The sequence below is a fragment of the Lentibacillus salicampi genome (genome assembly GCF_004565465.1).
GTDB lineage: Bacteria > Bacillota > Bacilli > Bacillales > Amphibacillaceae > Lentibacillus > Lentibacillus salicampi.
In genome coordinates this window covers 1-26,053 of the sequence record NZ_SRHY01000005.1, presented here as the reverse complement: position 1 = coordinate 26,053, position 26,053 = coordinate 1, and the positions used below count along the sequence as shown (strand labels likewise).

General features: G+C 44.0%; 27 protein-coding genes. 4 read left to right on the top strand and 23 right to left on the bottom strand.

Going from position 1 to position 26,053, the window contains the following annotated elements:
• Window positions 1–44: 44 nt before the first annotated feature.
• Entirely contained in the window at window positions 45–278 is a 234-nt protein-coding gene (locus tag E4U82_RS05955) for an IDEAL domain-containing protein (RefSeq protein WP_135109163.1), read from the bottom strand.
• Between the two features lie 100 nt (window positions 279–378).
• Window positions 379–1,578 (bottom strand): MFS transporter, encoded by a 1,200-nt coding sequence (locus E4U82_RS05950; protein ID WP_135109162.1) that lies wholly within the window; start codon window positions 1,576–1,578, stop codon window positions 379–381.
• Between the two features lie 220 nt (window positions 1,579–1,798).
• Between E4U82_RS05950 and E4U82_RS05945 the strand changes: the two genes are divergently transcribed.
• The gene (locus E4U82_RS05945) at window positions 1,799–2,665 is read left to right on the top strand and encodes a cation diffusion facilitator family transporter (protein WP_135109161.1); all 867 of its coding nucleotides are present in this window, start codon (window positions 1,799–1,801) and stop codon (window positions 2,663–2,665) included.
• 51 nt (window positions 2,666–2,716) lie between these two features.
• On the opposite strand, the gene E4U82_RS05940 is transcribed toward E4U82_RS05945, so the two are convergent.
• Both E4U82_RS05940 and E4U82_RS05935 read right to left on the bottom strand, forming a co-directional pair.
• Entirely contained in the window at window positions 2,717–3,010 is a 294-nt protein-coding gene (locus E4U82_RS05940; RefSeq protein ID WP_135109160.1) for an AzlD domain-containing protein, read from the bottom strand.
• On the bottom strand, window positions 3,007–3,735 hold the full coding sequence (locus E4U82_RS05935; RefSeq protein WP_135109159.1) for an AzlC family ABC transporter permease: 729 nt from the start codon (window positions 3,733–3,735) through the stop codon (window positions 3,007–3,009). The genes E4U82_RS05940 and E4U82_RS05935 overlap by 4 nt, the downstream gene beginning before the upstream one ends.
• Before the next feature lie 612 nt (window positions 3,736–4,347).
• Between E4U82_RS05935 and nhaC the strand changes: the two genes are divergently transcribed.
• On the top strand, window positions 4,348–5,712 hold the full coding sequence (gene nhaC / locus E4U82_RS05930; protein WP_135109158.1) for a Na+/H+ antiporter NhaC: 1,365 nt from the start codon (window positions 4,348–4,350) through the stop codon (window positions 5,710–5,712).
• A 117-nt stretch (window positions 5,713–5,829) separates the two neighbouring features.
• Here nhaC and E4U82_RS05925 read toward each other — a convergent pair whose 3' ends face one another.
• From E4U82_RS05925 to E4U82_RS05870, 12 genes are all read right to left on the bottom strand, one after another.
• Window positions 5,830–6,594, bottom strand: a complete 765-nt coding sequence (locus tag E4U82_RS05925; protein WP_135109406.1) for a cobalamin-binding protein — start codon at window positions 6,592–6,594, stop codon at window positions 5,830–5,832.
• A gap of 107 nt (window positions 6,595–6,701) precedes the next feature.
• Window positions 6,702–7,454 (bottom strand): type I methionyl aminopeptidase, encoded by a 753-nt coding sequence (gene map, locus E4U82_RS05920; protein ID WP_135109157.1) that lies wholly within the window; start codon window positions 7,452–7,454, stop codon window positions 6,702–6,704.
• A 339-nt stretch (window positions 7,455–7,793) separates the two neighbouring features.
• On the bottom strand, window positions 7,794–8,168 hold the full coding sequence (locus tag E4U82_RS05915; protein WP_135109156.1) for a hypothetical protein: 375 nt from the start codon (window positions 8,166–8,168) through the stop codon (window positions 7,794–7,796).
• A 250-nt stretch (window positions 8,169–8,418) separates the two neighbouring features.
• Entirely contained in the window at window positions 8,419–9,177 is a 759-nt protein-coding gene (locus E4U82_RS05910; protein WP_135109155.1) for a (S)-benzoin forming benzil reductase, read from the bottom strand.
• A 70-nt stretch (window positions 9,178–9,247) separates the two neighbouring features.
• Window positions 9,248–9,877, bottom strand: coding sequence for a C39 family peptidase (locus E4U82_RS05905; protein WP_135109404.1), 630 nt, complete (start codon window positions 9,875–9,877; stop codon window positions 9,248–9,250).
• A 237-nt stretch (window positions 9,878–10,114) separates the two neighbouring features.
• Complete coding sequence (locus tag E4U82_RS05900) at window positions 10,115–11,479, bottom strand: dipeptidase (RefSeq protein WP_135109154.1); 1,365 nt, start codon at window positions 11,477–11,479, stop codon at window positions 10,115–10,117.
• A 117-nt stretch (window positions 11,480–11,596) separates the two neighbouring features.
• Window positions 11,597–11,980: a hypothetical protein gene (locus tag E4U82_RS05895; protein WP_135109153.1), complete on the bottom strand. Its 384-nt coding sequence runs from the start codon at window positions 11,978–11,980 to the stop codon at window positions 11,597–11,599.
• A gap of 66 nt (window positions 11,981–12,046) precedes the next feature.
• On the bottom strand, window positions 12,047–13,180 hold the full coding sequence (locus E4U82_RS05890) for a bifunctional cystathionine gamma-lyase/homocysteine desulfhydrase (protein WP_135109152.1): 1,134 nt from the start codon (window positions 13,178–13,180) through the stop codon (window positions 12,047–12,049).
• Window positions 13,181–13,195: 15 nt separating this feature from the next.
• Window positions 13,196–14,122, bottom strand: a complete 927-nt coding sequence (locus E4U82_RS05885) for a PLP-dependent cysteine synthase family protein (RefSeq protein WP_135109151.1) — start codon at window positions 14,120–14,122, stop codon at window positions 13,196–13,198.
• A 14-nt stretch (window positions 14,123–14,136) separates the two neighbouring features.
• Window positions 14,137–14,604, bottom strand: a complete 468-nt coding sequence (locus E4U82_RS05880) for an S-ribosylhomocysteine lyase (protein ID WP_135109150.1) — start codon at window positions 14,602–14,604, stop codon at window positions 14,137–14,139.
• A gap of 28 nt (window positions 14,605–14,632) precedes the next feature.
• Window positions 14,633–15,271 carry a class I SAM-dependent DNA methyltransferase gene (locus E4U82_RS05875; RefSeq protein WP_135109149.1) on the bottom strand — a complete coding sequence of 213 codons (639 nt, stop codon included), beginning with the start codon at window positions 15,269–15,271 and terminating at the stop codon, window positions 14,633–14,635.
• A 234-nt stretch (window positions 15,272–15,505) separates the two neighbouring features.
• Entirely contained in the window at window positions 15,506–16,168 is a 663-nt protein-coding gene (locus E4U82_RS05870) for a YhcN/YlaJ family sporulation lipoprotein (RefSeq protein WP_135109148.1), read from the bottom strand.
• A gap of 163 nt (window positions 16,169–16,331) precedes the next feature.
• Here E4U82_RS05870 and E4U82_RS05865 point away from each other — a divergent pair, with 163 nt between their 5' ends.
• Window positions 16,332–16,568, top strand: a complete 237-nt coding sequence (locus E4U82_RS05865) for a YhdB family protein (RefSeq protein WP_135109147.1) — start codon at window positions 16,332–16,334, stop codon at window positions 16,566–16,568.
• A gap of 288 nt (window positions 16,569–16,856) precedes the next feature.
• Here E4U82_RS05865 and E4U82_RS05860 read toward each other — a convergent pair whose 3' ends face one another.
• The 4 genes from E4U82_RS05860 to E4U82_RS05845 all read right to left on the bottom strand — a co-directional run bounded on the left by E4U82_RS05860 (window position 16,857) and on the right by E4U82_RS05845 (window position 21,788).
• Window positions 16,857–18,095 carry an anti-sigma-I factor RsgI family protein gene (locus E4U82_RS05860; RefSeq protein ID WP_135109146.1) on the bottom strand — a complete coding sequence of 413 codons (1,239 nt, stop codon included), beginning with the start codon at window positions 18,093–18,095 and terminating at the stop codon, window positions 16,857–16,859.
• Window positions 18,095–18,823, bottom strand: a complete 729-nt coding sequence (gene sigI / locus E4U82_RS05855) for an RNA polymerase sigma-I factor (RefSeq protein ID WP_135109145.1) — start codon at window positions 18,821–18,823, stop codon at window positions 18,095–18,097. Before sigI ends, E4U82_RS05860 begins: the two co-directional genes overlap by 1 nt.
• 855 nt (window positions 18,824–19,678) lie before the next feature.
• A complete protein-coding gene (locus E4U82_RS05850; protein WP_135109144.1) occupies window positions 19,679–20,497 on the bottom strand; it encodes a S1C family serine protease in 819 nt (272 codons plus the stop codon).
• Window positions 20,498–20,684: 187 nt separating this feature from the next.
• On the bottom strand, window positions 20,685–21,788 hold the full coding sequence (locus tag E4U82_RS05845; RefSeq protein ID WP_245183529.1) for an MFS transporter: 1,104 nt from the start codon (window positions 21,786–21,788) through the stop codon (window positions 20,685–20,687).
• A gap of 242 nt (window positions 21,789–22,030) precedes the next feature.
• On the opposite strand from E4U82_RS05845, the gene E4U82_RS05840 reads away from it, so the two are divergent.
• A complete protein-coding gene (locus E4U82_RS05840; RefSeq protein ID WP_135109142.1) occupies window positions 22,031–22,585 on the top strand; it encodes a beta-class carbonic anhydrase in 555 nt (184 codons plus the stop codon).
• 166 nt (window positions 22,586–22,751) lie between these two features.
• On the opposite strand, the gene E4U82_RS05835 is transcribed toward E4U82_RS05840, so the two are convergent.
• The 3 genes from E4U82_RS05835 to E4U82_RS05825 form a co-directional block, all read right to left on the bottom strand.
• Window positions 22,752–23,960, bottom strand: a complete 1,209-nt coding sequence (locus E4U82_RS05835) for a quaternary amine ABC transporter ATP-binding protein (RefSeq protein WP_135109141.1) — start codon at window positions 23,958–23,960, stop codon at window positions 22,752–22,754.
• Window positions 23,960–24,817: an ABC transporter permease gene (locus E4U82_RS05830; protein WP_135109140.1), complete on the bottom strand. Its 858-nt coding sequence runs from the start codon at window positions 24,815–24,817 to the stop codon at window positions 23,960–23,962. Before E4U82_RS05830 ends, E4U82_RS05835 begins: the two co-directional genes overlap by 1 nt.
• A gap of 86 nt (window positions 24,818–24,903) precedes the next feature.
• Window positions 24,904–25,920, bottom strand: coding sequence for an ABC transporter substrate-binding protein (locus tag E4U82_RS05825; protein ID WP_135109139.1), 1,017 nt, complete (start codon window positions 25,918–25,920; stop codon window positions 24,904–24,906).
• Window positions 25,921–26,053: the final 133 nt, after the last annotated feature.

The window sequence follows — 26,053 nt, the reverse complement described above, 5'->3', positions numbered from 1 at the left end:
AAAAACCTCACCAAACACGGCGAGGCATGTGTACTGAACCAGGCTTATTCCCAGATATAATGTCTATATTCTTCACTCAACTTGATGAATCTTTCCCGATCCCCTGCATCAATGGCTTCATTGATAGCAGATTCCAGTTTTTGTTTATTCCAATTGAAACACAATTCATCCAGCAATAATTGTGCTGACAGCTTCAATTCAAACGGAGCATCCCGCTTAGCTTTCATAGCCTTTCCAGTGTAACAGTAAAGTTGATAGGTTGTTTTTTGTTTCTTCATGGAACAGTCCCCCTCGTTCCTTTTTTTCATTATCCTAAATTATTTAAATATTTGCAAGGATAAATTTATGGAAAACTAACTTTTATCTGGACACAAGGAACTACGGTTTTATGTTTCGATATCCCAGAAACCCCGCCACCAGAGCAAAAATAGCCAGAACACTCGCCATCCAGCTGATATTGCCTTTCATCATGATCGCAATCACCGGCGGGCCTGCTGCAACACCAATGAACCGCATGGCACTATAGATCGATGTAATGACTCCCCGCACACTTTTTTCCAAGCTTTCAGTAATCAAAGCATCCAGACACGGAAGCGCCATACCAATCCCGGTACCGCAAACCAGGAAAATAGACAACAGAAAAACAGGTTTGTCGGTAAATGGAATCACCGCAACCGAGGCGCCGGTGAGAATAATCCCGATGAAGATGACCCATTTCATAACGTTTAAGTTATCTTTTATTTTTCTGCCCGTTGTAAATGATGCAATCGATAGGGCCAATAATGGAACAGCGAGCAATACCCCTTTCCAGATGCCTTTATATCCATAATCCTCCTCCAGAATGCTGGACAGGTAAAACAGAAACCCAAATAGGATAAACATCAGGATGGCGCCAATCACAAACACGGCAAACAACCATCTCCCATGTTCTTTCAGAATATCTTTGGCAAGTCCCAGATATTCTTTGAAGCGTGTCTGTTTTTCTTCGCCCCCCTTATCTTTAATCATAAATATAACCATTAATACAGAAGCGGCACAAAACACCGGGATGGAATAAAACGGCAGATACCAAACAATCGCTGCAAGAACCGCTCCGAGTATCGGGCTCAGTACTTTCCCGACCGTATTAGACGTTTCGACAATACCAAGCGTTGTACTCGCTTCCTCATCATCTTTAAACATATCGCCTACAAGCGGAAGCACGATGGGAAAAGCACCTGATGCACCAATTCCCTGCAATATCCTGCCTCCAAGAATCAGCAAAAATGAATGGTCCATCAGTTGAGAAGCCAGTCCGGCCACTAGCCCCCCGGCCCCTGTAATAATTAATGAAGGAATAATAACCATCTTCCTGCCATACCGGTCTGACAAAAATCCGGCAACGGGAATCAAAAAAATAGCGACAAGCGAATAAGATGTGATGATATAACTGGATTGCAGCTTCGAAATATCAAGCTCCTGCTCCATAACGGGCAGGATTGGAATGAGCATTGAATTCCCCAGCGTCATAATCAGTGGAATCGATGCCAATGAAATAACCGCCCAGCGTTTTTCCTGTTCCGTCAATTGCTGCTTCATACTATTGCTCCTTCATGTTTATAGAATCACTAAATTTACTATTTACTTGCAGGCAGGATTTATTCTTTAAGATTTTGACCCAGTGAAACTTCCTTCATGACTGTCAACATCTATAGCCCTATCCTTCAAATTTTCTCTGGACCCACCATGCTAATCTTTGTTAGACTGTTAAAGCTATAGAAGGACCCGCAGTTATCCCATACATGATGGAGGCTTTTCCATGAATCAGGCTGATAATCTGAAAAAAGGCGAAAAAGGCGCCTGGCTCAGCATTTGTGCGTATATTATTTTAGCAACAGCCAAACTTGTCATTGCTTCAATTGGTAACTCGGACGCATTGCGTGCAGACGGGCTGAATAATGTAACAGACATTGTGGCCTCGGTTGCTGTGTTGATCGGGCTTAAGATTTCCAGAAAGCCGCCTGACGCAGATCATCATTATGGTCATAACAGGGCGGAAACCGTCGCGTCGTTGTTTGCGGCGTTTGTGATTGTAACGGTAGGTATTCAAGTCATTATCGGCACGTTTGGACAGCTATTTTCTGAGGAGACTTCCCAGCCTGGCATGCTCACAGCGTGGACTGCACTTGGTGGAGCTATTGTCATGTTTTTCGTTTACCGGTACAATATGTCACTTGCCAAAAAAATCGGCAGCGGTTCACTCAATGCCGCCGCCCAGGATAATCGTTCAGATGCTTTGGTCAGTATCGGTGCTTTTGCCGGAATTATCGGAGCACAATTCGGCCATTATTGGCTCGATCCGCTGGCCGGACTGATTGTTGGTATAATCATTTGCAAAACAGCCTGGGATATCTTCAGAGACGCAACACATGCATTAACGGACGGATTTGATGAGAGGCAAATCCGGAAGATTCAATCAAGCATTACGAAAGTGCGAGAAGTTAAAAAAGTAACGGATGTGAAGGGAAGAATCCACGGAAACCAGACATTTGTAGAGGTTACCATTCTTGTTAATCCGAATTTAAATGTGAAGGAGAGCCATGCCATCACTGAGGAAATTGAGCAATTCCTCAAGAAAAAACATAACATAACGTATGCGCATATTCACATCGAGCCTTATGAATAAAAAGCTGTCCGCAGCGGACAGCTTTTTAAGCGTTGCAAACCTAAGTTCTTGTTACATTGTCAACAAAAAAACCGTTAAAATAGCGCCTATGACCACCAAAATGACGTTCAGACCAAAATACGCCAGTATAATAGCTGCTACCCCGCCCAAGAGTCCAATTAACGGCTGATCAGGAATGACTGTTAAAATCCCCGGAAAAATAAGCGCTCCCAGGGCTGCATATGGAATGGCGTTCAGCCAGCGGTTTACCCAATCACGAAAGGCGAGCTTATCCACAATGAACGCCGGAATAACTCTAGGAACCATGGTTACAAGTGCCATGCCGATAATAATCGCTAAAATCATGACGCATCCTCCTTCAGCAAAAATACGCCGCTCAATCCGCCCAACACTGTTCCAAATACGATGGCCCAGCCTTCACTCATAAATTGGCTGAAAACAACGTTGATTAGCATGGCAATAACCGCAACAAACCCAACACGCCACTCTTTTTTTACGGATGGGGTAAGCAGTCCAATAAACATAGCGTACAAAGCGATGCCCATGCTCTGACTTAGCTTCTCAGGGATAACCTCGCCTAAAACGCCCCCTAAAAAAGAACCCACAATCCATGACAAATAGGCTGTTAAGATCAGGGCAGCATAAAAATAACCGTTCTTTTCCATCTTTGCCTCTTGTGTATGTAAAGAAGACACGGCAAATGTTTCATCTGTTAACCCCAGTGATAAGGGTGCCTTCCACCTCAGTCCAAGGTTCCGCAGACGGTTCATGAATGACAAACTCATCACAAAATGACGGAAATTGAGCACAAATGTTGCCACGATAATTTCCAGTGCTCCGGCCCCAACTGCAATCATATTCGCACCCATAAATTGGCTGGCGCCTGCAAAAACCATCACACTCATTAACGTTAACTCAGTCAGTGTCATGCCAGCCTGTTTTGCCAGCACGCCGTAAGTGATGGCGATCGGCAAGTACCCGAGCATAATCGGAAAACCCACGGCTATACCCTTCCGAACCATATATAGTGCAGGGGATGATTTTTGTTTTTCCAATGCATCTGTATCCATTCTCGTCCCCTCCCGAGTCAAAATTAAAACAATTATAACTTATTTCATCTCAAAGAAAAAGTAATTGACTTTTGAAAAAATACCCGTTGACAAACCAGAAACATACCATGTATAGTTATATTTTAATTGAATGATGAAATCCGTGAATGCGCAGTAGAGATTTTTCCGGACAGAAATCAGAGACGCGGGGGGATCGGTGAAACCCGCGGTAGGAAAAATTCGAATTACACATTCAGACTTGACGTGCGTGTTCAAAAAGAAGGATAAAAAGGACCGGCAGGCTAAGTTCGCGACGTCCTGTCGCAACGCCTGCACTAGCACGTCCTGTGCGTCGAAAGTTCGAGGCGGCGTAGTTTTGGCGGGCGGAATGTATGCATTTAGATACATGAGTAGCACAAAAAACTAGCCAACAACGAAATTCGATGTGTCATTTTTACCGGACTTTTTGAACAACCTCTTGACGGATATGTTTCTTGAGTGGATGCGTTTATCCGAATGAAGATCATTTCATCAGGTAAAAGGCATCAATCAGGGTGGTAACGCGGAGAACAGCTTCGTCCCTATTTTGAGGATGAGGCTTTTTTAGTTTGGTTAACAGAGGAGGCGTTCATATTGTTCACGGTAGAGCCAAAATATCATCCAGCACTTAGTGAATCGATTTTATTTTTCATATTAACCATCGGGCTAATTAGTTACTTTCTGATTGGCTTGGGAACAGAACCACACATCCCCATCCTGATTGCTTTATTGCTGATCGTTATGTATGGACTGATTAGAAAGATTCCGTTTAAATATCTTGAAGCGGGTATGATCGCTGGGGCCAAGTCCGGAATGGCAGCCATTTTTCTGTTTCTATTAATTGGAATTCTAATCAGCAGCTGGATGATCAGCGGTACGATCCCCGTCCTAATCAATACCGGTTTTACATTGATTGGTGGAACATGGTTTTATGCGATTGTATTTGCCGTGACAGCCATCATCGGTGTTTCACTGGGGAGTTCACTCACAACTACAGCAACGGTTGGCGTTGCTTTTATCGGGATGGGGAGTGCCATGGACGCCTCACTAGCGATTACGGCTGGAGCCATTGTTTCCGGAGCATTTTTCGGTGATAAAATGTCGCCACTGTCCGACACTACAAATCTGGCATCAACCATTGTGCAAGTGGACTTATTTGCGCATATTAAACATATGAGTCTGACAACACTCCCGGCGTTCGTGATTTCATTTATTTTGTTTGCGATTCTGTCACCAAACGAAGCCATTACCATTGAAAGTCTGGAAACATACAGGTCCAGCTTGGGGGCAACCGGTTTGATCCACTGGACATCATGGATACCGCTTATCTTCCTGGTTTTCGCAACGGCATTCAGGGTTCCGGCGTTCATTTCATTGGCTGCGAGCAGTGTGATTGCAACGTTGCTTGCCCGCATGACGAGTGGCCTTATGTGGTCTGACATATGGGGGATCTGGTTCAACGGTTATACGGCGGAAACCGGTTTTGAGCCAGTTGACAGCTTGTTAACAAAAGGCGGCATCAATAGTATGCTGTTTACCATTTCCCTTGTCATTCTGGCACTAGGATTTGGTGGATTATTGTTTGTGACCGGGATCATTCCGACTCTTTTGTCGTCTTTCCAGCAAAAGCTGCAAAAGGTGCGGGCCATTATCGCATCAACTGCCGCAACAGCACTCGGCGTCAATGTGCTGATCGGTGAGCAATACCTGTCTGTCATGTTAACCGGCGAGACATTTAAAGGCGTTTATCAGCAGTCAGGATTATCCAATAAGGTGCTTGCCCGAACGCTGGAAGACGCCGGTACAGTGATCAACCCGCTCGTCCCTTGGAGTGTCTGTGGTGTCTTCATCGCTGACGTTTTGGGTGTATCCGTACTGACTTACCTGCCGTTTGCGTTTTTCTGTCTTCTCAGTCCGGTTATCACCGTAATATTTGGTGGACGGACATTGAAGGGCTAATCAAGCATCGAACTGTTGTTGTGGCTTTCGGACGAAGATTGCGTTTTCGGGGTGAAGTTCCCTTTCCATCCCGGCTCGCGGAAGCACAAAGACCCTCTGCGACAAGGGGAGGATTTTTCATGCCAATATAGCTGTCAATCTGCGCAGCCCTTCAAGGAGTCTGGGGGATGGCCGGCAAAAAAGGGATTCTTCGAGGACATGAATGTTATCTTCCTGGACTGCCTTCATCTCTTCCCAGCCAGGGCGCCTGCGAACAATCTCCGGCCGCATTTTGGATTCCTTCACCCCTACCCATACCATGCAAATGTGGTCGGGGTCACGTGCCTTAATATCTTCCCAATCTGTCTGAACACTTGCTTTATTTTCGGTATCAAAAATATTTCGGGCACCTGCCAGACGGCTTATTTCGGTCAGCCAATTGACACCACCTGGCGTGAAAACAGGTTTCGGCCACCATTCCCAGTATAGTGAGGGATTATGTGACTTTCTAGCGGCTTGTTCACGAAAATTTTCCACTTCTTCACGAAAAAGGGCTGCCTTCTCTGAACCAAGCTTCCTTTCTCCCAATGCAATTCCCACAGACTCAATATCATCAGCAATCTCTTCCAATGAATTAGGGTTCAATATGATGTACGGCAGTTCCCATTCATTAAGCGCATCAATATTTTTTTCCATACCAGGGACACTCAACGAGGCCAGCACTAAATCAGGCTTTAATGCTGCCACCTTTTCCATATCAATCGACAGATCCGGTCCAACTTTTGGCAGTTCCTGCACTTCTGCCGGCCAATCAGAATAATGGTCGACGCCCACCAGTTGGGGTGTTTCACCGATATATTCCATGATTTCTGTGTTACTGGGACAAATCGAAACAACGCGCACGAGCAACTCCCCTTTCCGGAAAAATCCGGCATTGTCAGCGTCAGAATGAAAAAAATTGGTCAACAGCTGAATTCATCTTCACCCTAATATATAGCTACAGCCCAAAATCACTTATCCTGATCGGTTGTCAGCAACGGGCCGTCTTTTGTAATTACAACAGTATGCTCATATTGTGCGGAGCGTCCCTGATCAACTGTACGTGCTGTCCAATTGTTGTCATCCATTTTACTTTTCCAGGTGCCTTCATTGATCATGGGCTCAATTGTAATGACCATGCCTTCTTTCAACCGTGTTCCTTTGTTCGGCAAGCCAAAATGCGGGATGTGCGGGTCTTCGTGCAACGTCGGCCCGATACCATGTCCGGTAAAATCGCGAACAACCGCGAATCCTTCCCCTTCAGCATACGTTTGAATCGCATGACCGATATCACCGATTCGATTACCGGGAAGGGCCTGTTCAATCCCTTTGTAAAGCGATGTTTTCGCGACTTCCAGAAGTTTTTCACCGGCTTCATCAAGAGTTCCAACCTTATACGTCCATGCTGAATCTGCCAATCCCCCATTCAGATTGACGACCATATCAACCGTGACAATATCGCCATCTACAAGCTGCTTGTCGCGAGGAAAACCATGGCATATCTCATCATTAATAGAGGCACACGTTGCATATGGATAGCCGCTGAAACCTTTCTGTTCTGGTGTAGCCCCATGTTCAGCCAAAAACTTTTCTGTAAATGAATCAATTTCCATTGTTGTAATCCCTGGTTTAATAATTTTAGCGATTTCTTTGTGGCATGCGACGAGCACATCACCAGCCGCCTGCATCTTTTCAATTTCGCGTTTACTTTTACGTGTTATCATCAGGTTCTTCCCTTCTACAAAATCTTCTATAAAGTGAAATGTCAGTCCACTGGGTATTCTTTCCCCGCTGCGTAAGAGTAAGAAAAGCGCGGGGCGCCTTGTTCACCCCCGAAAAGCTTAAGCAAGAATTTGCAGTGGCGGGTTTGGCCACGTAAAATTATTGCTTAAGACCTCGAGGGGGTAGGCGCTGGCCGGCTAAGTTCGGCACGTCCTGTGCCAACGCCGGCACTAGTACGTCCTGTACGTCGAAGCTGGACATGGCTATTGCTGACAAAGAGCTTAATATAGCCAAAAATTTTATACTTTCTTATCTTTGAACAAAAACTAATCCTCGGGCGTTCACAAAAAAAGAATGCATTTTTCCTCGGAAAATGTGTCACTGACGCAGGAACTCTTTGTGTTGCGACCTGTATCGTGCAGGTCCGAACTGAGTGGGGCCGTTGATGCAGGACACTCTACCGTTGATACTACGCGTCCCACCATTGATGTTCCACGTCCCGTCGTTGATGCCCCGCGTCCCACCATTGATGTTCCACGTCCCGCCGTTGATGCCCCGCGTTTCACCGTTGATGTTCCACGTCCCGCCGTTGATGCCCCGCGTTTCACCGTTGATGTTTCACGTCCTACCGTTGATGTTCCACGTTCCACCGTTGATACCCCCTGTTTCACCGTTGATGTTTCACGTCCTACCGTTGATGCCCCGCGTCCCACCATTGATGTCTCACGTCCTACCGTTGATACTCAGTGTTCTACCGCTGATGTTTCCTTTCTATGCTGGAAAGCTAATCTGCACATTTTGATCAGTTCGCCTCAGTCATTATATCATAAAGCAAAAATTCATTCAGTGGCTTCTCAGCCCTATCCCCATACGCGGCCATTCATCGAACGGCAGAAAATGCAGCGGAACAACCATCCCCTGCATTTGATCTGTTCATGCTTCAAACCTTATCTTGCAACCTGTTGATTACAAGTAATCGGTCACACGATATATTTTTCCATTCACAATACTTGTCTCATCGGTCAAAATATCAACCAGAACGCCGCCGACTGTATCTGTATCTTTCAATTGATTATTTTGCTTATAACCACGGAATTGATCAACTTCGATAAATGCATCCTTATCGCTCTGGCGAATTCTTTCCTGCATCCCGGTATCCATAATTCCCGGACTGAACGCAATGACTTTACTTCCGGTCTTCAATTCATCCTGTTCCAGTGCTGCTGTTTGGGTAAACATATTCATAGCAGCCTTGGATGTACAATAAGCACTCCAGCCGTAGACAGGCCTCTCTGCAGCGCCTGATGTGATCGTTGTGCTAATAAATCGGACATTCCGCTCAGCAGCTTTTTTCAGAAATAAATTTGTCAGTATCATCGGGGCTGTTGTATTCACTTGGATATGGTATGCCACATCCGCACTTTTTGTGTTCATGGATTTATCAAGCGGCTCCAGCACTGCCGCATTATTGACTAAATAAACCGTATCCGGCTCAATAGAAAATATATCCTCACCGATTCGTCGAAATAACGCTTCCGTCGCCTCCAGATCACCTAAATCACAGGCATAATGCTGATACGTCACGTTGTTCGCTTTGGCCGCATCGTCAAGTTTAGCATTCTTATGACGGGAGATCCCCGTTACGTGGACACCTGATTCCATTAAAAGCTTCGCGATTGACTCCCCTAATCCTTTCGACACACCTGTAACAACTGCATGTCGCATAAAAATGTTCCCCCTCTATTTTTCAGTATATGACGTTATGATACCCGCATTCAGACGATCGAAAACAATCTTATTTTGTAATGACAATTGCCTGACTGCCCATCTGTTCCCAGGCCGCTTCGAAGTCTTCTTTGTTTACCTTCTGATTTTTCTGCCCGTAAGGATTATTAATATAGACATAATCCTTATCAAAACCTGTCACAACGACACTATGCACACTGAACGTGACATCCACTTCCCCTGATGGCGTGTCCCACGTTTCAAAATCGTTTGCCGGAGCAAAATTAACAGTGGTAATCACCCATGCCGGTAACCCCTGAGCTACCAATTGATATAACATGTCAATGGGCTTGCCGGTCAAATCAATCGCATTATTTCCGGCAAAGTCCTGTGCAACATCATACATCGGTCCATGATACACACTAAGTCCAGGACCGTTCACCATATCCCCGACAAACCCCTCATTCGGATTCCCTTTCTGGCCATTATCATAGGTTAATGGGACACGCGGAAGTTTGTCAGCCACTTTATTTTTTGTTGTATTATAGCCATGATAATTCAGGATCATGGCCAGGCTGGAAACCTCACAGCCATTATAAATCCTGGGGTGGTCCATTTGATTGATCAACGGTACATTCATCGGCTTTTTGCTTTCCGGCGTGTTGTCAGGAAATGGCTGCAACGAAGAAGTATCTGCCATCAGCAAAGGATTGATTTCCGCAAATTCCGGCACCGCTTTTTCCGCCAGTTTGGTCTGTCTGGCAGCATTCGTTTCGGAATGAAATGTTTGCTGTTCACATGCACCTAAAACAAACGCCATCAAGATAAAAAAGTGTACAATTTTTTTACGTTTCCACATCTGATGCATATCTCCCTGAATGTCCTGGTAATCTTATGCCAATCTTTTGTATATTGTCAGCCACACAAAAGACCGCTTCTATTTCAAGTCGGCCCAATAATGAACTAGTGTTTCCATCCCTTTGTCAAAACTGTCTAATGGAAAACTTTCATTTGGCGAGTGCAGCCGGTCATCCGGTGTGCCAAATCCGAGCAGCACAATCGGAATATGATAGATATCCTCAATCCACTCAACAACAGGAATCGAGCCACCCATGCGAATGTAGACAGTTTCTTTGCCAAATGCCTTCGTATAACTTTCAGCAGCTTTTTTAATAAGCTGGCTGTCCGGCTCCACTTTGTAAGCCCTGGCTGACAGTTTTTCTTTTTTTACATCAACCGTAACACCTGATGGGACAGCTCGATGAATATGTTTTTCGAGCAAATCCTGAATTTTTTCGGGATCCTGCCCGGGAACGAGACGGCAGGTGATTTTTGCTGTGGCGGTTGATGGAATAATCGTTTTCGTCCCTTCACCCTGATAACCACCGTACATGCCGTTGATTTCAAAGGTCGGCCTTGCCATGGTATGTTCTTTAGCGGTATAGCCTTTTTCAGATGCTGTCTCTTGAACACCTGTTGATTCCTGATAGTTTTCGCCTTGAACATTTTTGATTAATTCCCGTTCGTTGTCGGAGAGTGGTTCAACATCATCATAGAACCCGTCAACCGTCACGACTTCATCTTCATCTTTCATGGATGCCAAAATATGATTCAACGCCATGATCGGGTTGCGGACAGCACCGCCATACATGCCCGAATGGAGGTCATGATCAGGTCCGGTGACATTGATTTCGATGCCTGTGAACCCTTTTAATCCGTAAAGAATCGTCGGCTGGTTTTCGGCGATCATTCCCGAGTCAGAGATAACGGCAAAATCAGCATTAAACTGTTCTTTCTTATCATGCAGCACTTTGTAGAGATTTTCACTGCCGATTTCTTCTTCACCTTCAATACATACTTTGACATTGATCGGCAGTTTTCCTTCCGTTTTCATATACGCCTCAAAAACAGCAAGATGCATGAACACCTGTCCCTTATCGTCACTTGAGCCGCGTGCATATAAGCGCCCATCCCGGATTTCCGGTTTGAACGGATCGCTCTTCCACTGGTCAATCGGATCGACGGGCTGCACATCATAATGCCCGTAAAACAGGACAGTTGGTGCATCAGGACCGGCCTGGTTATATTCGGCATACACGAGCGGATGACCACCCGTATCCTGCTGCTGTACCTGGTCAAATCCGATATCATTTAAATAGGATTCCAGGTAAGCGGCAGCCTCCTTAATATCTTTTTTATGTACACTGTCCGTACTGACGCTCGGAATCGACAAAAACGTATTTAATTTTTCAAGCAGCTGTTCGCGATTCTCGTTTAAATAATGCAATGCCTGTTTACTCATCGACTCATACCTCCTGTTCATTTTATTCTATTTTAGCATATATGATAGCAAAAAAACGAATCGGGCGGTCCCGATCGGGGATGTGCTGCCGATATCCTTGCTCTTCTGTTGATATTCTTACTCTTCTGCTGATCCTTCCGCTCTTCTGCTGATTCTTCCGCTCTTCTGCTGATTCTTCCGCTCTTCTGCTGATTCTTCCGCTCTTCTGCTGATTCTTCCGCTCTTCTGCTGATTCTTCCGCTCTTCTGCTGATTCTTCCGCTCTTCTGCCGATTCTTCCGCTCTTCTGCCGATTCTTCCACTCTTCTGCCGATTCTTCCGCTCTTCCGCCGATTCTTCCGCTCTTCTGCCGATTCTTCCAATCTTCTGCCGATTCTTCCGCTCTTCCGCCGATTCTTCCGCTCTTCTGCCGATTCTTCCGCTCTTCTGCCGATTCTTCCGCTCTTCTGCTGATTCTTCCGCTCTTCTGCCGATTCTTCCGCTCTTCTGCCGATTCTTCCACTCTTTCCCGCCAATATCCCCGTTTTTCCGCAAAAAAAGACAGCCTGTAAAAAGACTGCCCTATAATCTATTCAAGTGCCTGTGATAAATCTTCAATCAGATCATCTGCATCCTCAATACCGACTGATATTCGAATCAATCCATCCGTTATGCCAAGTTCTGCTCGCCGGTCTGCAGGAATAGAAGCATGTGTCATTTTTGCCGGAACCGAAATAAGACTTTCCACCGCCCCCAGACTCTCGGCAAGTGTGAAATAGTTTACACGGCTCAGGATCTTATCAGCACTTCCACCACATCCTGCATCAAACGAAATTATCCCGCCAAACCCAGTTGCCTGACGTTTTGCAATATCATGTCCTCTATGTGACGGGAGCCCGGGGTAGTAGATGGTGGTTACGTTCTCATCCCCCTGCAGAAATTCCGCTAGTTTCGCCGTATTGTGTTCAATGGCTTCCATTCGTATTCCAAGTGTTTTGATACCACGCATTAAGAGCCATGAATCCTGCGAGCCCAGCACTCCTCCGGTTGAATTTTGGATAAAATGAATCCTTTCTGCTAAGTCATCGGAATTAACGGCTAAAAGTCCTGCCACAACATCACTATGCCCGCCGATAAACTTAGTGGCACTGTGCAGCACAATATCTGCGCCCAGATTTAGCGGCTGCTGCCAGTACGGTGTGGCAAACGTATTGTCAACTATTAACAACAAGTCGTGTTTTTTCGCTATTTCGCCCATTTTTGCGAGATCGGTGATTTTTAGCAGCGGGTTTGTCGGCGTTTCAATATACAGAGCCTTCGTATTTTCCTGTATGGCTGCCTCAACATGTTCCGGATAACTTGTGTCCACGTAAGAATGATCAAGGTTAAAACGATTCAGGACGCTTGTCATCAGGCGGTAGGTTCCGCCATACACATCATCCGTCATAACAATATGATCGCCGGCATCAAGCAGCATCATAACCGATGTAATCGCAGCCATACCAGATCCGAACGCAAAGCCTGATGCTCCGTTTTCAAGTTCAGCCACAACGGTTTCAAGCGCATGACGGGTCGGGTTGCCAGTCCGGGAATATTCATAGCCCCTGGGATTGCCGGCTGAATCCTGCTGATACGTGCTGACCTGGTATATCGGAACAGACACAGCGCCTGTTTTTTCATCCCCTGTTACACCACCATGGATCATCTTCGTTTTTGTGCGCATAAATCCATTCCCCCTTCAATTATCCCAGTTGGAATATATATCTTTGCTCAGGTAACGGTCACTGCCATCCGGAAAAATCGTGACAACTGTTGTCCCCGGTTTAGCGTTACGGGCTTCTTCCAATGCAGCATACATCGCGGATCCTGATGAACTCCCAACAAGCAATCCTTCTTTTTTCGCCAATTGTTCCGTCAGCGTAAAAGCAGACCAGTCCGATACCGTATACACATCATCCATCAGCGAATGATCAAAAAAGCCAGGCAAAAATTCCATTCCAATTCCTTCTGTTTTGTGTGAACCTGGCTCACCACCGGCAATAATTGATCCCTCGGGCTCTACGATTACAGACCGGATAGCCGGCTTTTTCTCCTTCAGATAGCTGGATGTCCCCATAAATGTGCCACTTGAGCCTGCACCAGCGACAAAGATGTCAATATCACCATCAAGGTCACGCCACAATTCAGGTGCAAGTGTTTTAGAATACGTGGCGGGATTCGCCTGGTTAACAAATTGCTGCGGTGAAAAACTGTTTGGAATATCGTTAAGCAGTTGTCCGGTCTTTTCAATCGCACCAGCCATGCCCTGATCACTTGGTGTATGAACAATGGCTGCCCCCAACGCTTTCATAAGCTGCTGTTTCTCAACACTGAATTTCTTCGGGACACAAAAGATAACCGATAAATCCTTATTCATAGCTGCCAATGCCAGCCCAATACCGGTATTCCCGGCAGTCGGCTCAATGATCGTTCCACCTGGCTTAATTTTCCCGCTGGATAGCGCATCACGAATGAGTTCAACACCCAGTCGGTCTTTCACACTGCCGCCCGGATTATAGAATTCCAATTTCGCATATAAACGAACACCTTCCGGAAGTGAAAAGTTCGTTAGCTCCAATAATGGAGTTCCCCCAATTAACGCATGAATGGATTGGTATATGGCCATCGTTTCGTCCCCTCTCACTCCGCAAATACCTGCTGCCACTCTTCTTTTTTGGCGAGCATATCTTTGGCGATCTTTTGTGCACCTTCAAGACTGTGGTTGGCCGCCCAGCCGCATTGGAATTCATTGCACGCCGGCACCTCTTTTGCCTCAAGAACGTCTTGGAATGTTTTTTCAAGTGCTTCAATGACATCTCTATAACTGTCATTATTTAAAATCGACAGGTAAAATCCCGTTTGACACCCCATTGGTCCAATGTCCAGCAGATTATCTAAATGGTTTCGGATATTTTCGGCCATTAGATGCTCGATTGAATGCAGTCCAGGCATATCCATATGCTCTTTATTCGGCTGTTTAAACCGGATATCATATTTGTACACGCTGTCACCATTTGAACCCGATGTCATCCCAACAAGACGAACATAAGGTGCTGCAACTTTTGTGTGATCAAGATTAAAACTTTCCACGTTCATTTTTTCTGCCATGATAAAATCGCTCCCCTATATAAAGTCATTATTTTTTTACAGCTATTATTAACCAGGCGAAATCATTCATTTGTTCAAACGTTACATGAAACCCATTCACTTTAAAAATACGTTCCATTTCTGACAGTGTCGTGTAATACTCCCGCTGCAAATCTTCCGCTAAATCCATAAACTCCTGATTCTGTGCCTTATTTATCGCAAATTCCTTATGATCGTCTGTTTCGAATAGTGTGTCTGCAAAAACAATTTTCCCCATAGGCTGGAGAAGCTCGGCATATTGTATAACAGCCTCCTCCTTTTCAGAATCCGTCAGATGATGGAAAGCAAACGAACTTGCAATCGTATGAACAGGTTCTGCGGGTGTCGGAAAATTAATGAAGTCCCCTTCAAGGAAAGAAAGGGATGGGAGCTTGAGTGAAGCCTTTTTCCTCATTGCTGCGGATGGCTCGATCCCTGTTACCTGATAACCTGACTCCATCAGTTTTTTCGATAAATTCCCTGTGCCAGCACCGAATTCCAGTATATTTCCAAAAGCACATTTAGCCACTCTACTTAAAATGATGTCGTAATTTTCAAAGACATCCTTATATTGTGGATCAATACCTGCGACACTGTCATCATATGAGTCCGCCCATTCATCAAATAAACCTAAAAACTCACGACCCATGTTGTCATCCCCATTATTTTCAATTCATAGTATACAACTATGTTTAATATGGATTGTATGTACAGAATACCAAATGTTGAAAGTAATAGCAAAAAAAGAGTGCACACAATTAAGCGTGTCACTCTTTTAAATGGTTTGTGAAACTGCAATGCTCAGGACGGGGGGCGTACCGGCGCCAACAATTACAGCGCGGAAACTCAGCCGCCGATCCTTTTTTCTTCTTGAACACGTTTTTTAATGATTACCCCGTTCAGGGAAAACACGTTCAATCATATTGCCCATTTGATCGAACAATCCTTCAACCGGTTCATCATTATCGGCGTCGTCAGCGTAATTGTTCATCAGGTCTAAAAAGTCAGGATTTGTCGATACATAAACATTGTCAACATCAGAGTCAACCGATTTCACGATATCCGATATTTGTTCTTTGACCTCATCTGTGACGTCTCCGCCTTTGTTGTTATTATTATTGGTTGTGCCGTTATTGCTAGCATTGTTATCGTTGTTCATGTTGTTGCCATTGTTGTTATCCCGGTCCATTTCTGCAGCCACATAGGCATTATTATCCGTTTTAACGACATAGGCGTTATCAATGCTATCCACCTCATTGGCAATTTTGTTTGCGGCTTTATCTGCCAGTTCATATTGGTCCTCATTATTGTTCCCGTTAGGACCATTTTTTCCCTGGTCATCTTTATTACGTGTGCGATTGCCATTGTTACGGTCATTCATATTATCTGTTCCGGTATCACCTTCAAACCGGGTCTGTTCCACATTGTCATTATTATTCTTGCCATCGTCAGTACCGTCATTTCCTCCATTATTACCGTTGTTTCCATTACATGCGGCAAGAACAAACAGTACTGCCAGCATGATGCTAAAAAGTTTCCATTTCATTGTATTCAAAGCCCTCCTTACTGTTTTGAAATTAGTATGTAACAGAAAAAAAGATTTATACATTAACAGAAATTGGCAGATACACCATTTTTGTTTCCGACAATATATATATAATTCGGGGAGACTATAACTGATCCTTTTCAACATGAAGGAGGGCGAAAAGATGGAAATTCCAGATTACGACAAAGCGTTGTATTATACGTTATGGGGACAGTGGGATGAATTGCTTGTACTAATGGTTCGCACAGGTGATGATATGCTGTCCAAGAAAATCCAGCTCTTCCTGCATGCCTACCATTATTCACCAGAACAAGTTAAAATCATCGAGTCACATGACAATTTATTGTATTATATAGACCATGCCATGAAATACACTCCACCCATTGCCATGGAAGTATAAGAAAAGGTCCCGAAACGCGAAAAATGCACTGATTAAACGGTGCATTTTTCGTTTATGAAGTATAAAATTTTTGAACAAATTTAGCTCTTTGTCAGCAATAGCCATGTCCAGCTTCGACGTACAGGACGTACTAGTGCCGGCGTTGGCACAGGACGTGCCGAACTTAGCCGGCCAGCTACTGCCCCTCGAGGTCTTTAGCAATCTTTTTACGTAGCAAAATCCGCCACAACAAATGTTTGCTTAAGCTTTTTGGGGGTGAACAAGGCGCCCCGCGCTTTTCTTATCCCTTTATTTTGGGCCTTTCCCATTGTTCTTTCTTCCATTCTTCCCCTTGTGGTGGCCTTTCTTTTTGCCGTTGTGTTGTTTGACTTTCTCATGGCCTTCCCCATTGCTATTATGATGTTTATGTGTGTGTTGACCGCTGGCTTTACCGTTGTTTTGCTTGTGGTGGCCATTGTGCGGTTTCGCCTTGTCTCCTTTTGCTTTTCCATTATGTTGCTTTGGCTTATCATGCCCCTTACCTTTGCCATGATGCCGGTCGTCACCCCCAGCGTTCTTATGTACGGATGTTTCGTTTTGCCTCTCCTGTCCATAACCGTTTCGCTCAGCATTTTCAGATTTTAAGTCGCTTGGGTGTTTTGATTCATGCCGACTGTTTGGCGTTTCTTCGTCATGCCGTTCTACAGATTTGACAGTCTGGTCACTCTGTTCAGAAGCTTTTTCATCGGATAGCACATTTTGCTCGCGTTTATTCGGTCGATTTTCATCTGCTGGAGACCCTGAATGATTGTTATTCTCGTTATAAAATATATTTAAAATTTCTCTATCGTCCTCATCAACAGGGGGTTCTTCAGCTGCATGACCTTCGTTTCCACTAGTGGAAGATTCCGATTCAACCAGACTCCTGGCCATTAATTGGTTCATCGATTGCTCGCTTTCCTGAGCTTGTTTCCGAATTTTGTTTGGTATTTGGAATGTTACAATTCCCCAACCCTGATCATGATCCAGAAAATAATCGTCGATCGCTTTCGTGACAGAGACCTGATGTGTATCCCGAATATAATTCACGCCAGCGAGCATGTTTTTTCCATTCTGCAGCAGATTTGCTTCTTCGCTTGCTGTTATAATTTTTTCCATGACGTTTTCCAATGAGTCACCTTCATAATCAGTCAGCTTCGGTAAGAACGATTCGGCATCTTCATTTAAAGGAACGATTGACTTGACATTTAAATGATCATCAATCGCAAGTTCTATGTTTGGATTGATGGAAATATTTACATAGGCATATGTTCTATCCTTGTCCATCATAAAATAAATCGGCATCAATATTAGCAATAGACAAGCGATTGCAGCCATTTGGAATATGTACTTCTTTTGGCTGTAACGCCATTTGCCGGGGAATGGCTGGTAGCTGACTTCCATGCCGATAGCCGCATTTTTTAGCGGCCATGCTTTTTGGAATGCGCCATCCTTTTGCATCACAATGATGTAATCGCGATGTTTTTCCATCACAATTCCTTTTTTCACTAACCCACCCCCTTAAGGTACTCCTTAAGATATGTGTAATCCTCGTCCAGAATAATAAAAATGGCTAGAATGAATTTTCGGTTTCTTTCCAGCGTTTTCTTACTGACATTCACCAATTTGGCTAAATTTTTTAGTGGCAGTTTTTTCTTTTTTTGCACAAAATGTCTTAAGTCAATATCATTATACAATGTTCTTGCCACCGCTATAGCAGTTTCCCGTGCATCTTTATGCTTTGGCGACACCTCCGTCAGCTGAACTAATGACAGTTTATAGCTGCGCAGTTTTTCTTTAAAATCAATAATTTCCTCTCTGAGTAATAAGACGTTCTGTTCTTCCCGGTAGGATTCCTTAACCGCCTGAATCTCGACAGGGTTTTCCATCTGTTCTTCATCATAACGACCGTCCAGTGATATGGCAACCGGTGTCTTTTGCACGTAGCGTATATAATCAATGACCTTCCGCTTTACGACCAGCCTGGAAAAAGTCAGGAACGAACTGCCTTTTTCAGGAGAATACGACATAACCGCCTCGTTAAAAGCATTTAAACCAATGCTGAATTCATCATCTGTTCGAGGATCAATGTAACGTTTACACACTTCGGAAACACATTTTGCGATAAATGGCTGATAACATTTTAAAAGCTCATTTTGTATAATTTGATCCCCTTGCTGCGCTATGGCAACCATTTCTTCAAGGGGGCTTTCCTTTAAGGATTGACTACTTGGCAACACGCAGCACCCCCAGCCTTTATAAAATTCGTTTTAAGAGCATACTTTTTGGGTGTGGTTTGCAGTGAATCATGTTCAATGATGATATGTATGTTGAAATCATTAACGTTCATGATCTATCCACCATCTTTGTTTATATTTAAGTGAGTGTTCAAAAAGGCGGATAAAACCGGACTTTTGAACAGCCTATATTATTTGTCCAATATGATTATATCGTAACGTACCATGCATATGGTTTCGAGAACAGGTTTATTACATTTTTTTTAAAAATCCGTTACTGGCATGATATAACAGCGGAGGACGCAAAACGGCCGAATAGCGAACGTTCAATTCTATCATTTTGATTGCGATAAAGAAGGAAGAAATTTATGAGGTATATTGCGAAGGATCAACTATTAATAATATCAAACATTTTACGTTTAAAAGCTATTTTGATGTCTCCTAAAAAATAAGGATCTGCTGATAAGAAAAGCGCGGGGCGCCTTGTTCACCCCCGAAAAGCTTAAGCATGAATTTGTAGTGGCGTGTTTTGCCACGTAAAATGATTGCTTAAGACCTCGAGGGGGTAGGCGCTGGCCGGCTATGTTCGGCACGTCCTGTGCCAACGCCGGCACTAGTACGTCCTGTACGTCGAAGCTGGACATGGCTATTGCTGACAAAGAGCTTCATATAGCCCGAAATTTTATACTTTCTTATCTTTCAAAAAAAGACCGTCATCCCACGTTGGAATACCGGTGGCACCCCACAGTACGCCAGCACAAGCAAAGCTTCCATGAGTTGAACAATACAGCATAACCTGCCACCTCCCACAGTTTCAATACGGTTTACCCCAGAGTATTGTACACTAAACACGCATCAGCCATGGTGACCATAGAAATAGTCAATTGGTATCAATAAACCGACCCGGCCATGGGTGTCGTGATGCAGCGTCGCAAATACAACACCGATCACTTTTCCATCCTGATTAATCACCGGACTGCCGCTGTTTCCCCGGTAAACCGGTGCCTCCATCATAATTACCGGCTCTTCCCAGCCATTTAAACGAATTTCATCAATCACTCTGCCTTCGTTTGCTATACCGTTAAAGTTACTAGGGTTACCGATAAAATAAACCTGCTCAGTACCGGGGTCGTAGGCAGTTTCTTCTGCAAGTTGCAAATGAGGCAAATTTTTTCCGGTCACATTCAGAACGGCCAAATCAACAGATGGATACGTCTCTACAACCTCACCTGCAAACAGCCCTTCCTCAGGGAACGCCACCGTGACTTCATCGTCACCTTCCACCACATGGTGATTGGTGATAATTGTTCCATCAGCTGTAACTGAAAAGCCCGTCCCTCTTGAATCGTCCGTTTCAATAACAACAACCGACTCTTTATAAGTCTGGATGTCCTCCTGCGCCGACAGTTGGGCAGATGTGAATAAAAAATCGATAGCCGGAAAAGAAAATGTCCTTGGTATAAGTGATGCAACATTCATTACCATTACAACAGCAATCAGCCAAAACAACCATTTGGGAAATGGTCGTCGGGGCTTTTGATTTTTCGTTTCGTCTCCAGCACGTTCAAGTGCCTTTTGCCGCTCCTGTTCCACAAGCTCATACAATTCTTCTTCATCCAGCTCTTCATACAAATCATCATCTATAACATCAGGATTCTTTTTATCGTTATTCATAATGCACCCCGTCTGTTGAAAAGTAATATGATGGCGTTGACACGTTCAGTTTCCCTGCAGATTATTAATCACATTTTATCACGCCATCGCAAAATTGAATGGCTTTATTTTCTAAAACAACAAAAGGACCACGTATGAATGTGGTCCTTTGCAACACGTCAGGTTATACGGCTATAATCAAAAATATTTACTTCACTAGTTTCTGGCGACGCAGGTTCACCCATAAACAAGCGAGGCTGAATAACGCCAGCAGGATGAAGCCCAGATAATAACCACCTGTCATATCTTTGAATACACCAAGGACAATTGGTGGAAAGAAACCACCAAGACCACCAGCGGCACCGACAATGCCAGTAACAGCACCTGTATTACCCTGTGAAACCATCGGCACAAGTTTAAAGACAACACCGTTGCCCATTCCTGAAAAAATGGCTATCGTCAGACAAAATACAGTGAATAAAATAACATTGCCAGTTGTAAACGCGATAATGGCCGCACATGCCGCAATCACCAGGAAGACGACCGTAAGTAGTTTTTTTGGATCAAATTTATCTGCTATCATCCCACCCAATGGTCGAATAAAGGTAGCGATAACGACAAATATAGCAGCCCGCTGTCCTGCGTCAACGGAAGTCAAGTCATACAAATCCTGAAGAAGCGTTGGCAAATAAAGTCCCAGTGCAACAAATACACCGAATGTGAGAAAATAGAAAAGTGATAGCATCCAGGTTTGTTGATGCTTTAATGGTTCCAATGCACTTTTTAATGTCTTTTGGCCACTCTGCTCACGATCGCTTGTTCCAAAGTAAAATATGACAGCCATTATCGCAATTGCTATGGCTAATATACGAAATGCCCAATCAATACTGTAGGTAGCGACAATAACTGGAATAATGAAACCGGCAACAGCTGTCCCGATATTTCCTACCCCGGCTATCCCCAGTACCAGTCCCTGCTTTTCTTTCGGATACCAGCCTGAAACATATGTAATCGCAATCGCAAACGTTGTACCACCCATGCCAATAAAAAAAGCATAGAATAGCATCCAGCCATAAGAATCAGCAAAACTCGCTCCAATTAATGGGATAATCAAAAATAACATTGTTAATGTGTAGACTTTTCGTCCACTGTATTTGTCAGAGAGAATTCCCAGCGGAATCCTCATTATCGATCCCAGAATAGTTGGTACCGCCACCAAAATACTAACTTGAGTTGCTGATAAGTTATACAATGCACTAATATCCTGAGCCATTGGTGAAATCATGGACCAGATTGTAAATGATACAATCATGGCAATTGTGGAGAAAACTAATGCTGACGTGCTTCCTTTCGTTTGTGTCACTGGTAACTCCCCTTTCAAAAAAATACATTGTAATCGTTTGTTCATATTTTATTATCATGTGTCATCTTGTTATAATAATGTTACCACAAATTGACTATGTCTAACCTAACACATGGTGAAGATTTTGTAACACTTATAAGGGTTATCAGCAAAGTCTATTTAACAAAAAATCATAGAAAGGACTGGCGATCATGAACCTTGATGACCTGCTTGCATTTAACAAACGGTTTGTCCAAGATCAAAGCTACGAATCATACAAAACAGACAACATTCCAAATAAACGGACGGTCATTTTCACTTGTATGGACACCCGATTAGTCGAACTGCTGCCGAAAGCACTGAACATCAGCAATGGCGACGTCAAAATGGTTAAAAATGCTGGTGCAATTCTTCGTGACCCGTTCGACAGTGTTATGAAAAGCATCCTTGTTGCGATTTACGAACTAAAGGCAGAACAGGTTATGGTGATTGGGCATCACGATTGCGGCATGTCACATATGAATTCGGACGCTTTTAAACAAAAACTGCTTCAAAACGATATCCCGGAAGAAACACTTCATACACTGACACATGCCGGTGTTGACCTGGAACAGGAGTTTTCAGGTTTTAACACCGTTGAAGACGCTGTTAAGGGTAGCGTTTCCGTAGTCAGAAACCATCCCCTGTTGCCGTCATATGTACGGGTTCACGGCCTTGTTATCAATCCGGAAACAGGCAAAATGGATCTGGTAACAAAAGAGGAATAAAGGCGCAAGTGCCCGTTTAGCGACGTACGGACTGGACCGCAGGAGATAAAGGAAACACGTCGACCTTAGGGAGCCGATTTCATGATTGAAAACATCTCAAAAAGTATATTTACATCTCATAAAAAAACTGGCGGATGCAACTGCAACCGTCAGTTTTTTATTGTATTTAGTTATGGTATTCGTCACTCTCTTCAACGTCTTCCGCTGCCAGCCCTGACAATACATGTACACGCAGAATAAAGCCGACCAGTTTCTTCTCATCATTTATAACCGCCAGTGGAAAGCTTGATTCCAGAGCTTTTGCAATCAAATCATTCACATATTCATCCTTTTGGACCGTTGTGATGTCAGTACGCATCGTTTCCTCAAGTGACTTTTTCTCCTTAAGGCCTTGAATCGCATCATCTATCGTGACGATGCCTTTGACATGCCGGCTGCGGTCAACGACAAATACACTGGAGATGCCATTTTCCTCCATTTCTTTCCGGGCAACATTCAAACCATCTTTCATGGAAACAAGAGCATTTGGTTTAATCATAATGTTTTCCGCCTGAAACACTTTCGACCGGTCAATATCTTTAATGAATTCTGAAATATAGTCGTTGGCCGGGTTTTCGATAATTTCTTCAGGTGAACCAATCTGATTAACTTTACCATCTTTCATAACAGCCACCCGATCACCAATCTTGAACGCTTCGTTAACATCATGTGTAATGAAAATGATCGTTTTCTGCAGCCGTTCCTGAATATCCAGCAGTTCCAGCTGCATTTCACGGCGAATGAGCGGATCCAATGCACTAAACGGTTCATCCATCAAAAGGATATCCGGGTCATTGGCAAGCGCCCTGGCGAGACCAACACGCTGCTGCATCCCGCCTGAAAGCTCATCAGGATATTTATCTTCGTAGCCTTTCAAGCCAACAATCTCAATATTCTTTTGCGCAATCTCCCGGCGTTCCTCTTTGGAAATATTACGTACTTCCAGCCCGTATTCGACATTTGCCATAATCGTCCGATGGTTGAAGAGACCAAAATGCTGGAACACCATCGCGACTTTTTCCTGACGCACTTTTTTGAGCTGGGACTTGTTGTTTTGCACAATATCCTCCCCGTCAATATAAATGGAGCCAGCTGTAGGCTTATTTAATAAATTAAAGCAGCGAATCAACGTCGACTTTCCGCTTCCCGAAAGCCCCATAATGACAAATGTCTCACCCTGATTAATCTCCATCGAAGCATCATAGACACCAACCGTGTGCCCTGTTTCTGCCAAAATTTCATCCTTCGTCATGCCGCTTTTAATTTTGGGAATAATCGACTTCGGTTTGGGTCCAAAAATTTTCGATATATGATCGACCTTTATTTTTGTATCCATTAGCTAAGCCTCCTATGCTTCTGGAATTTATCGGCGAGACCGTTGGTAACCCGGTCAATAATAATAGCAAGGAATACAATACTGATACCAGCTTCAAACCCTAGGGCTATATCAATCTGGTTAATCGACACAAGCACTTGCTCACCCAGACCTTGTGCACCAACCATCGATGCGATAACAACCATTGCCAGTGCCATCATCGTTGTCTGGTTGACACCTGCCATAATGGTCGGCAAAGCTTGCGGCAGTTGTATTTTAAACAGCATCTGCATTTTCGATGAGCCAAATGATTCCGCTGATTCAATCACTTCCTGATCCACACCGCGGATGGCCAGTTCAGTAAGCCTAATAACGGGAGGTATAGCGTAAATTAACGTCGCAAAAATGGCAGATATGTTTCCTAATCCGAAAAAGAAAATAGCAGGGATTAAATAAACGAAACTTGGCATGGTCTGCATCGCATCAAGTATTGGCCGCATAACCGTCGAAAATCCTTTACTGAAAGCCATCCAGACGCCCAGCGGTATCCCGAGTGCCAGTGAAATAATCACCGCCGTCATGACGATGGCAATCGTTGTCATCAAATCTTCCCACAGTCCGAACGTTCCTGTCAGAAATATGAAAAGACCATAAAGAATACCTGAAGTAATTGATTTGAAATACCATCCCAACAGTACAATAAGTATAATAAACAGCCACCATGGAATCCAAAGTAAAAAGCCTTCTATACTACTTATGATTTCAGACGAAAACAGGTAAATGAAATCAAATACGCTTTCTAGTGACTGGTCCAGAAAATCTATGAACTTTTCAACATAGTCACCGAGTTTAAACCTTATATCCGGAAAGACGCCCATAAAACGATACACCTCTTTTTCAATTTAAAGTTACCGGAAAAAATCAGAAAAGCAGCCAACCGGCAGGCCAGCTGCTTTATAAGCTATTATAGTGATTCCTTCACCTTCTCAGCCACGTCTTCAGGAACCCACTCGGTCCACAAATCTTCATGTTCCTTCATCCACCATGCGGCAGCCTCTTCAGCAGATGCATCTTCATTTTCATTCATGTAATCAAGCGCTTCTTCCGTCAGCGCACTGCTTGTTTCATAGTTGCTCAAAAATTCCACAACTTCCGGCGCCGCATCCGGAATATCTTTATGAACAGCAACAACCACATCATTTGGCGGTAATTCCGTCCCTTTTGTTTCTTCGTACACTTCCGGATCGTACTCTGGTTCTTCCAGCAGTGTCAGGTCGTATTTCGCAGTAACAGCAGTCGGCGACCAATAATAACCCACCCAGGCTTCTCCGGCTTCATAAGCATCGGCAAGTGAAGCGACAATTGCTGCGTCTGAACCAGGCTTAAAGTTTACAAACGTATCATTCAATCCATACGTTTCCATCTTTTGTGTGATGGCCTTTTCCACTGCCCAGCCGCTTGGTGCATTAATTAAACGGCCTTTCCCGGGTTCTGCAGGGTCTTCAAACAATTCCGGATATTTTTTCAGATCCTCGACCGTTTTCAGATCTGGTGCCATTGGTTCGATCCCGCGCTCCTCGTCGCCTTCAATCACATATGTCGGAACATAGATGCCCTGTTCATTATCATCAAAGTTGACGGAAACTTTTTCAAAATCTCCAGCTTCAATCGCTTCTGCATAGACTTCTTTAACATTGTCTGTCCATACTTCAGAGTAAATATCGATATCGCCTTCACGCAGACCTTGAATGGTTGCGGCAGTTGAACCTGGCGTTACTTCCGTATCAATGCCATAACCCACTTCTATAACCTTCTGCATAATCGAATTGTGAACTCTGATACTGTTCCACCCGGCATCAGCAAAGACCAGTTTATCAACAGATGCTTCTGAACCTGATTCACCGTCTGCTGAGTCAGATCCGCCACAGGCAGCAAGCGCAACTAAAAGCGCAGCAAATACTAAGATTAGTAGTTTTTTCATTCAATTACTCCTCGTATACTATATTTAGGCTCTTTCATTTAGCCTATAAATTCACAAAAAAACCTGCATTCAGAATGTTTATAACTTGGACGCTCTGAGATATTCCTAGATAATGGTCTTAGGATCATTTGGG

What these genes read in the sequence shown, in the direction of transcription:
- E4U82_RS05955 (WP_135109163.1), bottom strand. Translation starts at nt 278, where the DNA reads ATGAAGAAACAAAAAACAACCTATCAACTTTACTGTTACACTGGAAAG.
- E4U82_RS05950 (WP_135109162.1), bottom strand. Translation starts at nt 1,578, where the DNA reads ATGAAGCAGCAATTGACGGAACAGGAAAAACGCTGGGCGGTTATTTCA.
- E4U82_RS05945 (WP_135109161.1), top strand. Translation starts at nt 1,799, where the DNA reads ATGAATCAGGCTGATAATCTGAAAAAAGGCGAAAAAGGCGCCTGGCTC.
- E4U82_RS05940 (WP_135109160.1), bottom strand. Translation starts at nt 3,010, where the DNA reads ATGATTTTAGCGATTATTATCGGCATGGCACTTGTAACCATGGTTCCT.
- E4U82_RS05935 (WP_135109159.1), bottom strand. Translation starts at nt 3,735, where the DNA reads ATGGATACAGATGCATTGGAAAAACAAAAATCATCCCCTGCACTATAT.
- map (WP_135109157.1), bottom strand. Translation starts at nt 7,454, where the DNA reads ATGATAACACGTAAAAGTAAACGCGAAATTGAAAAGATGCAGGCGGCT.
- E4U82_RS05915 (WP_135109156.1), bottom strand. Translation starts at nt 8,168, where the DNA reads ATGGTGGGACGCGGGGCATCAACGGTAGGACGTGAAACATCAACGGTG.
- E4U82_RS05910 (WP_135109155.1), bottom strand. Translation starts at nt 9,177, where the DNA reads ATGCGACATGCAGTTGTTACAGGTGTGTCGAAAGGATTAGGGGAGTCA.
- E4U82_RS05905 (WP_135109404.1), bottom strand. Translation starts at nt 9,877, where the DNA reads ATGGCAGATACTTCTTCGTTGCAGCCATTTCCTGACAACACGCCGGAA.
- E4U82_RS05900 (WP_135109154.1), bottom strand. Translation starts at nt 11,479, where the DNA reads ATGAGTAAACAGGCATTGCATTATTTAAACGAGAATCGCGAACAGCTG.
- E4U82_RS05890 (WP_135109152.1), bottom strand. Translation starts at nt 13,180, where the DNA reads ATGCGCACAAAAACGAAGATGATCCATGGTGGTGTAACAGGGGATGAA.
- E4U82_RS05885 (WP_135109151.1), bottom strand. Translation starts at nt 14,122, where the DNA reads ATGGCCATATACCAATCCATTCATGCGTTAATTGGGGGAACTCCATTA.
- E4U82_RS05880 (WP_135109150.1), bottom strand. Translation starts at nt 14,604, where the DNA reads ATGGCAGAAAAAATGAACGTGGAAAGTTTTAATCTTGATCACACAAAA.
- E4U82_RS05875 (WP_135109149.1), bottom strand. Translation starts at nt 15,271, where the DNA reads ATGGGTCGTGAGTTTTTAGGTTTATTTGATGAATGGGCGGACTCATAT.
- E4U82_RS05870 (WP_135109148.1), bottom strand. Translation starts at nt 16,168, where the DNA reads ATGAAATGGAAACTTTTTAGCATCATGCTGGCAGTACTGTTTGTTCTT.
- E4U82_RS05865 (WP_135109147.1), top strand. Translation starts at nt 16,332, where the DNA reads ATGGAAATTCCAGATTACGACAAAGCGTTGTATTATACGTTATGGGGA.
- E4U82_RS05850 (WP_135109144.1), bottom strand. Translation starts at nt 20,497, where the DNA reads ATGAATAACGATAAAAAGAATCCTGATGTTATAGATGATGATTTGTAT.
- E4U82_RS05845 (WP_245183529.1), bottom strand. Translation starts at nt 21,788, where the DNA reads ATGATTGTATCATTTACAATCTGGTCCATGATTTCACCAATGGCTCAG.
- E4U82_RS05840 (WP_135109142.1), top strand. Translation starts at nt 22,031, where the DNA reads ATGAACCTTGATGACCTGCTTGCATTTAACAAACGGTTTGTCCAAGAT.
- E4U82_RS05835 (WP_135109141.1), bottom strand. Translation starts at nt 23,960, where the DNA reads ATGGATACAAAAATAAAGGTCGATCATATATCGAAAATTTTTGGACCC.
- E4U82_RS05830 (WP_135109140.1), bottom strand. Translation starts at nt 24,817, where the DNA reads ATGGGCGTCTTTCCGGATATAAGGTTTAAACTCGGTGACTATGTTGAA.
- E4U82_RS05825 (WP_135109139.1), bottom strand. Translation starts at nt 25,920, where the DNA reads ATGAAAAAACTACTAATCTTAGTATTTGCTGCGCTTTTAGTTGCGCTT.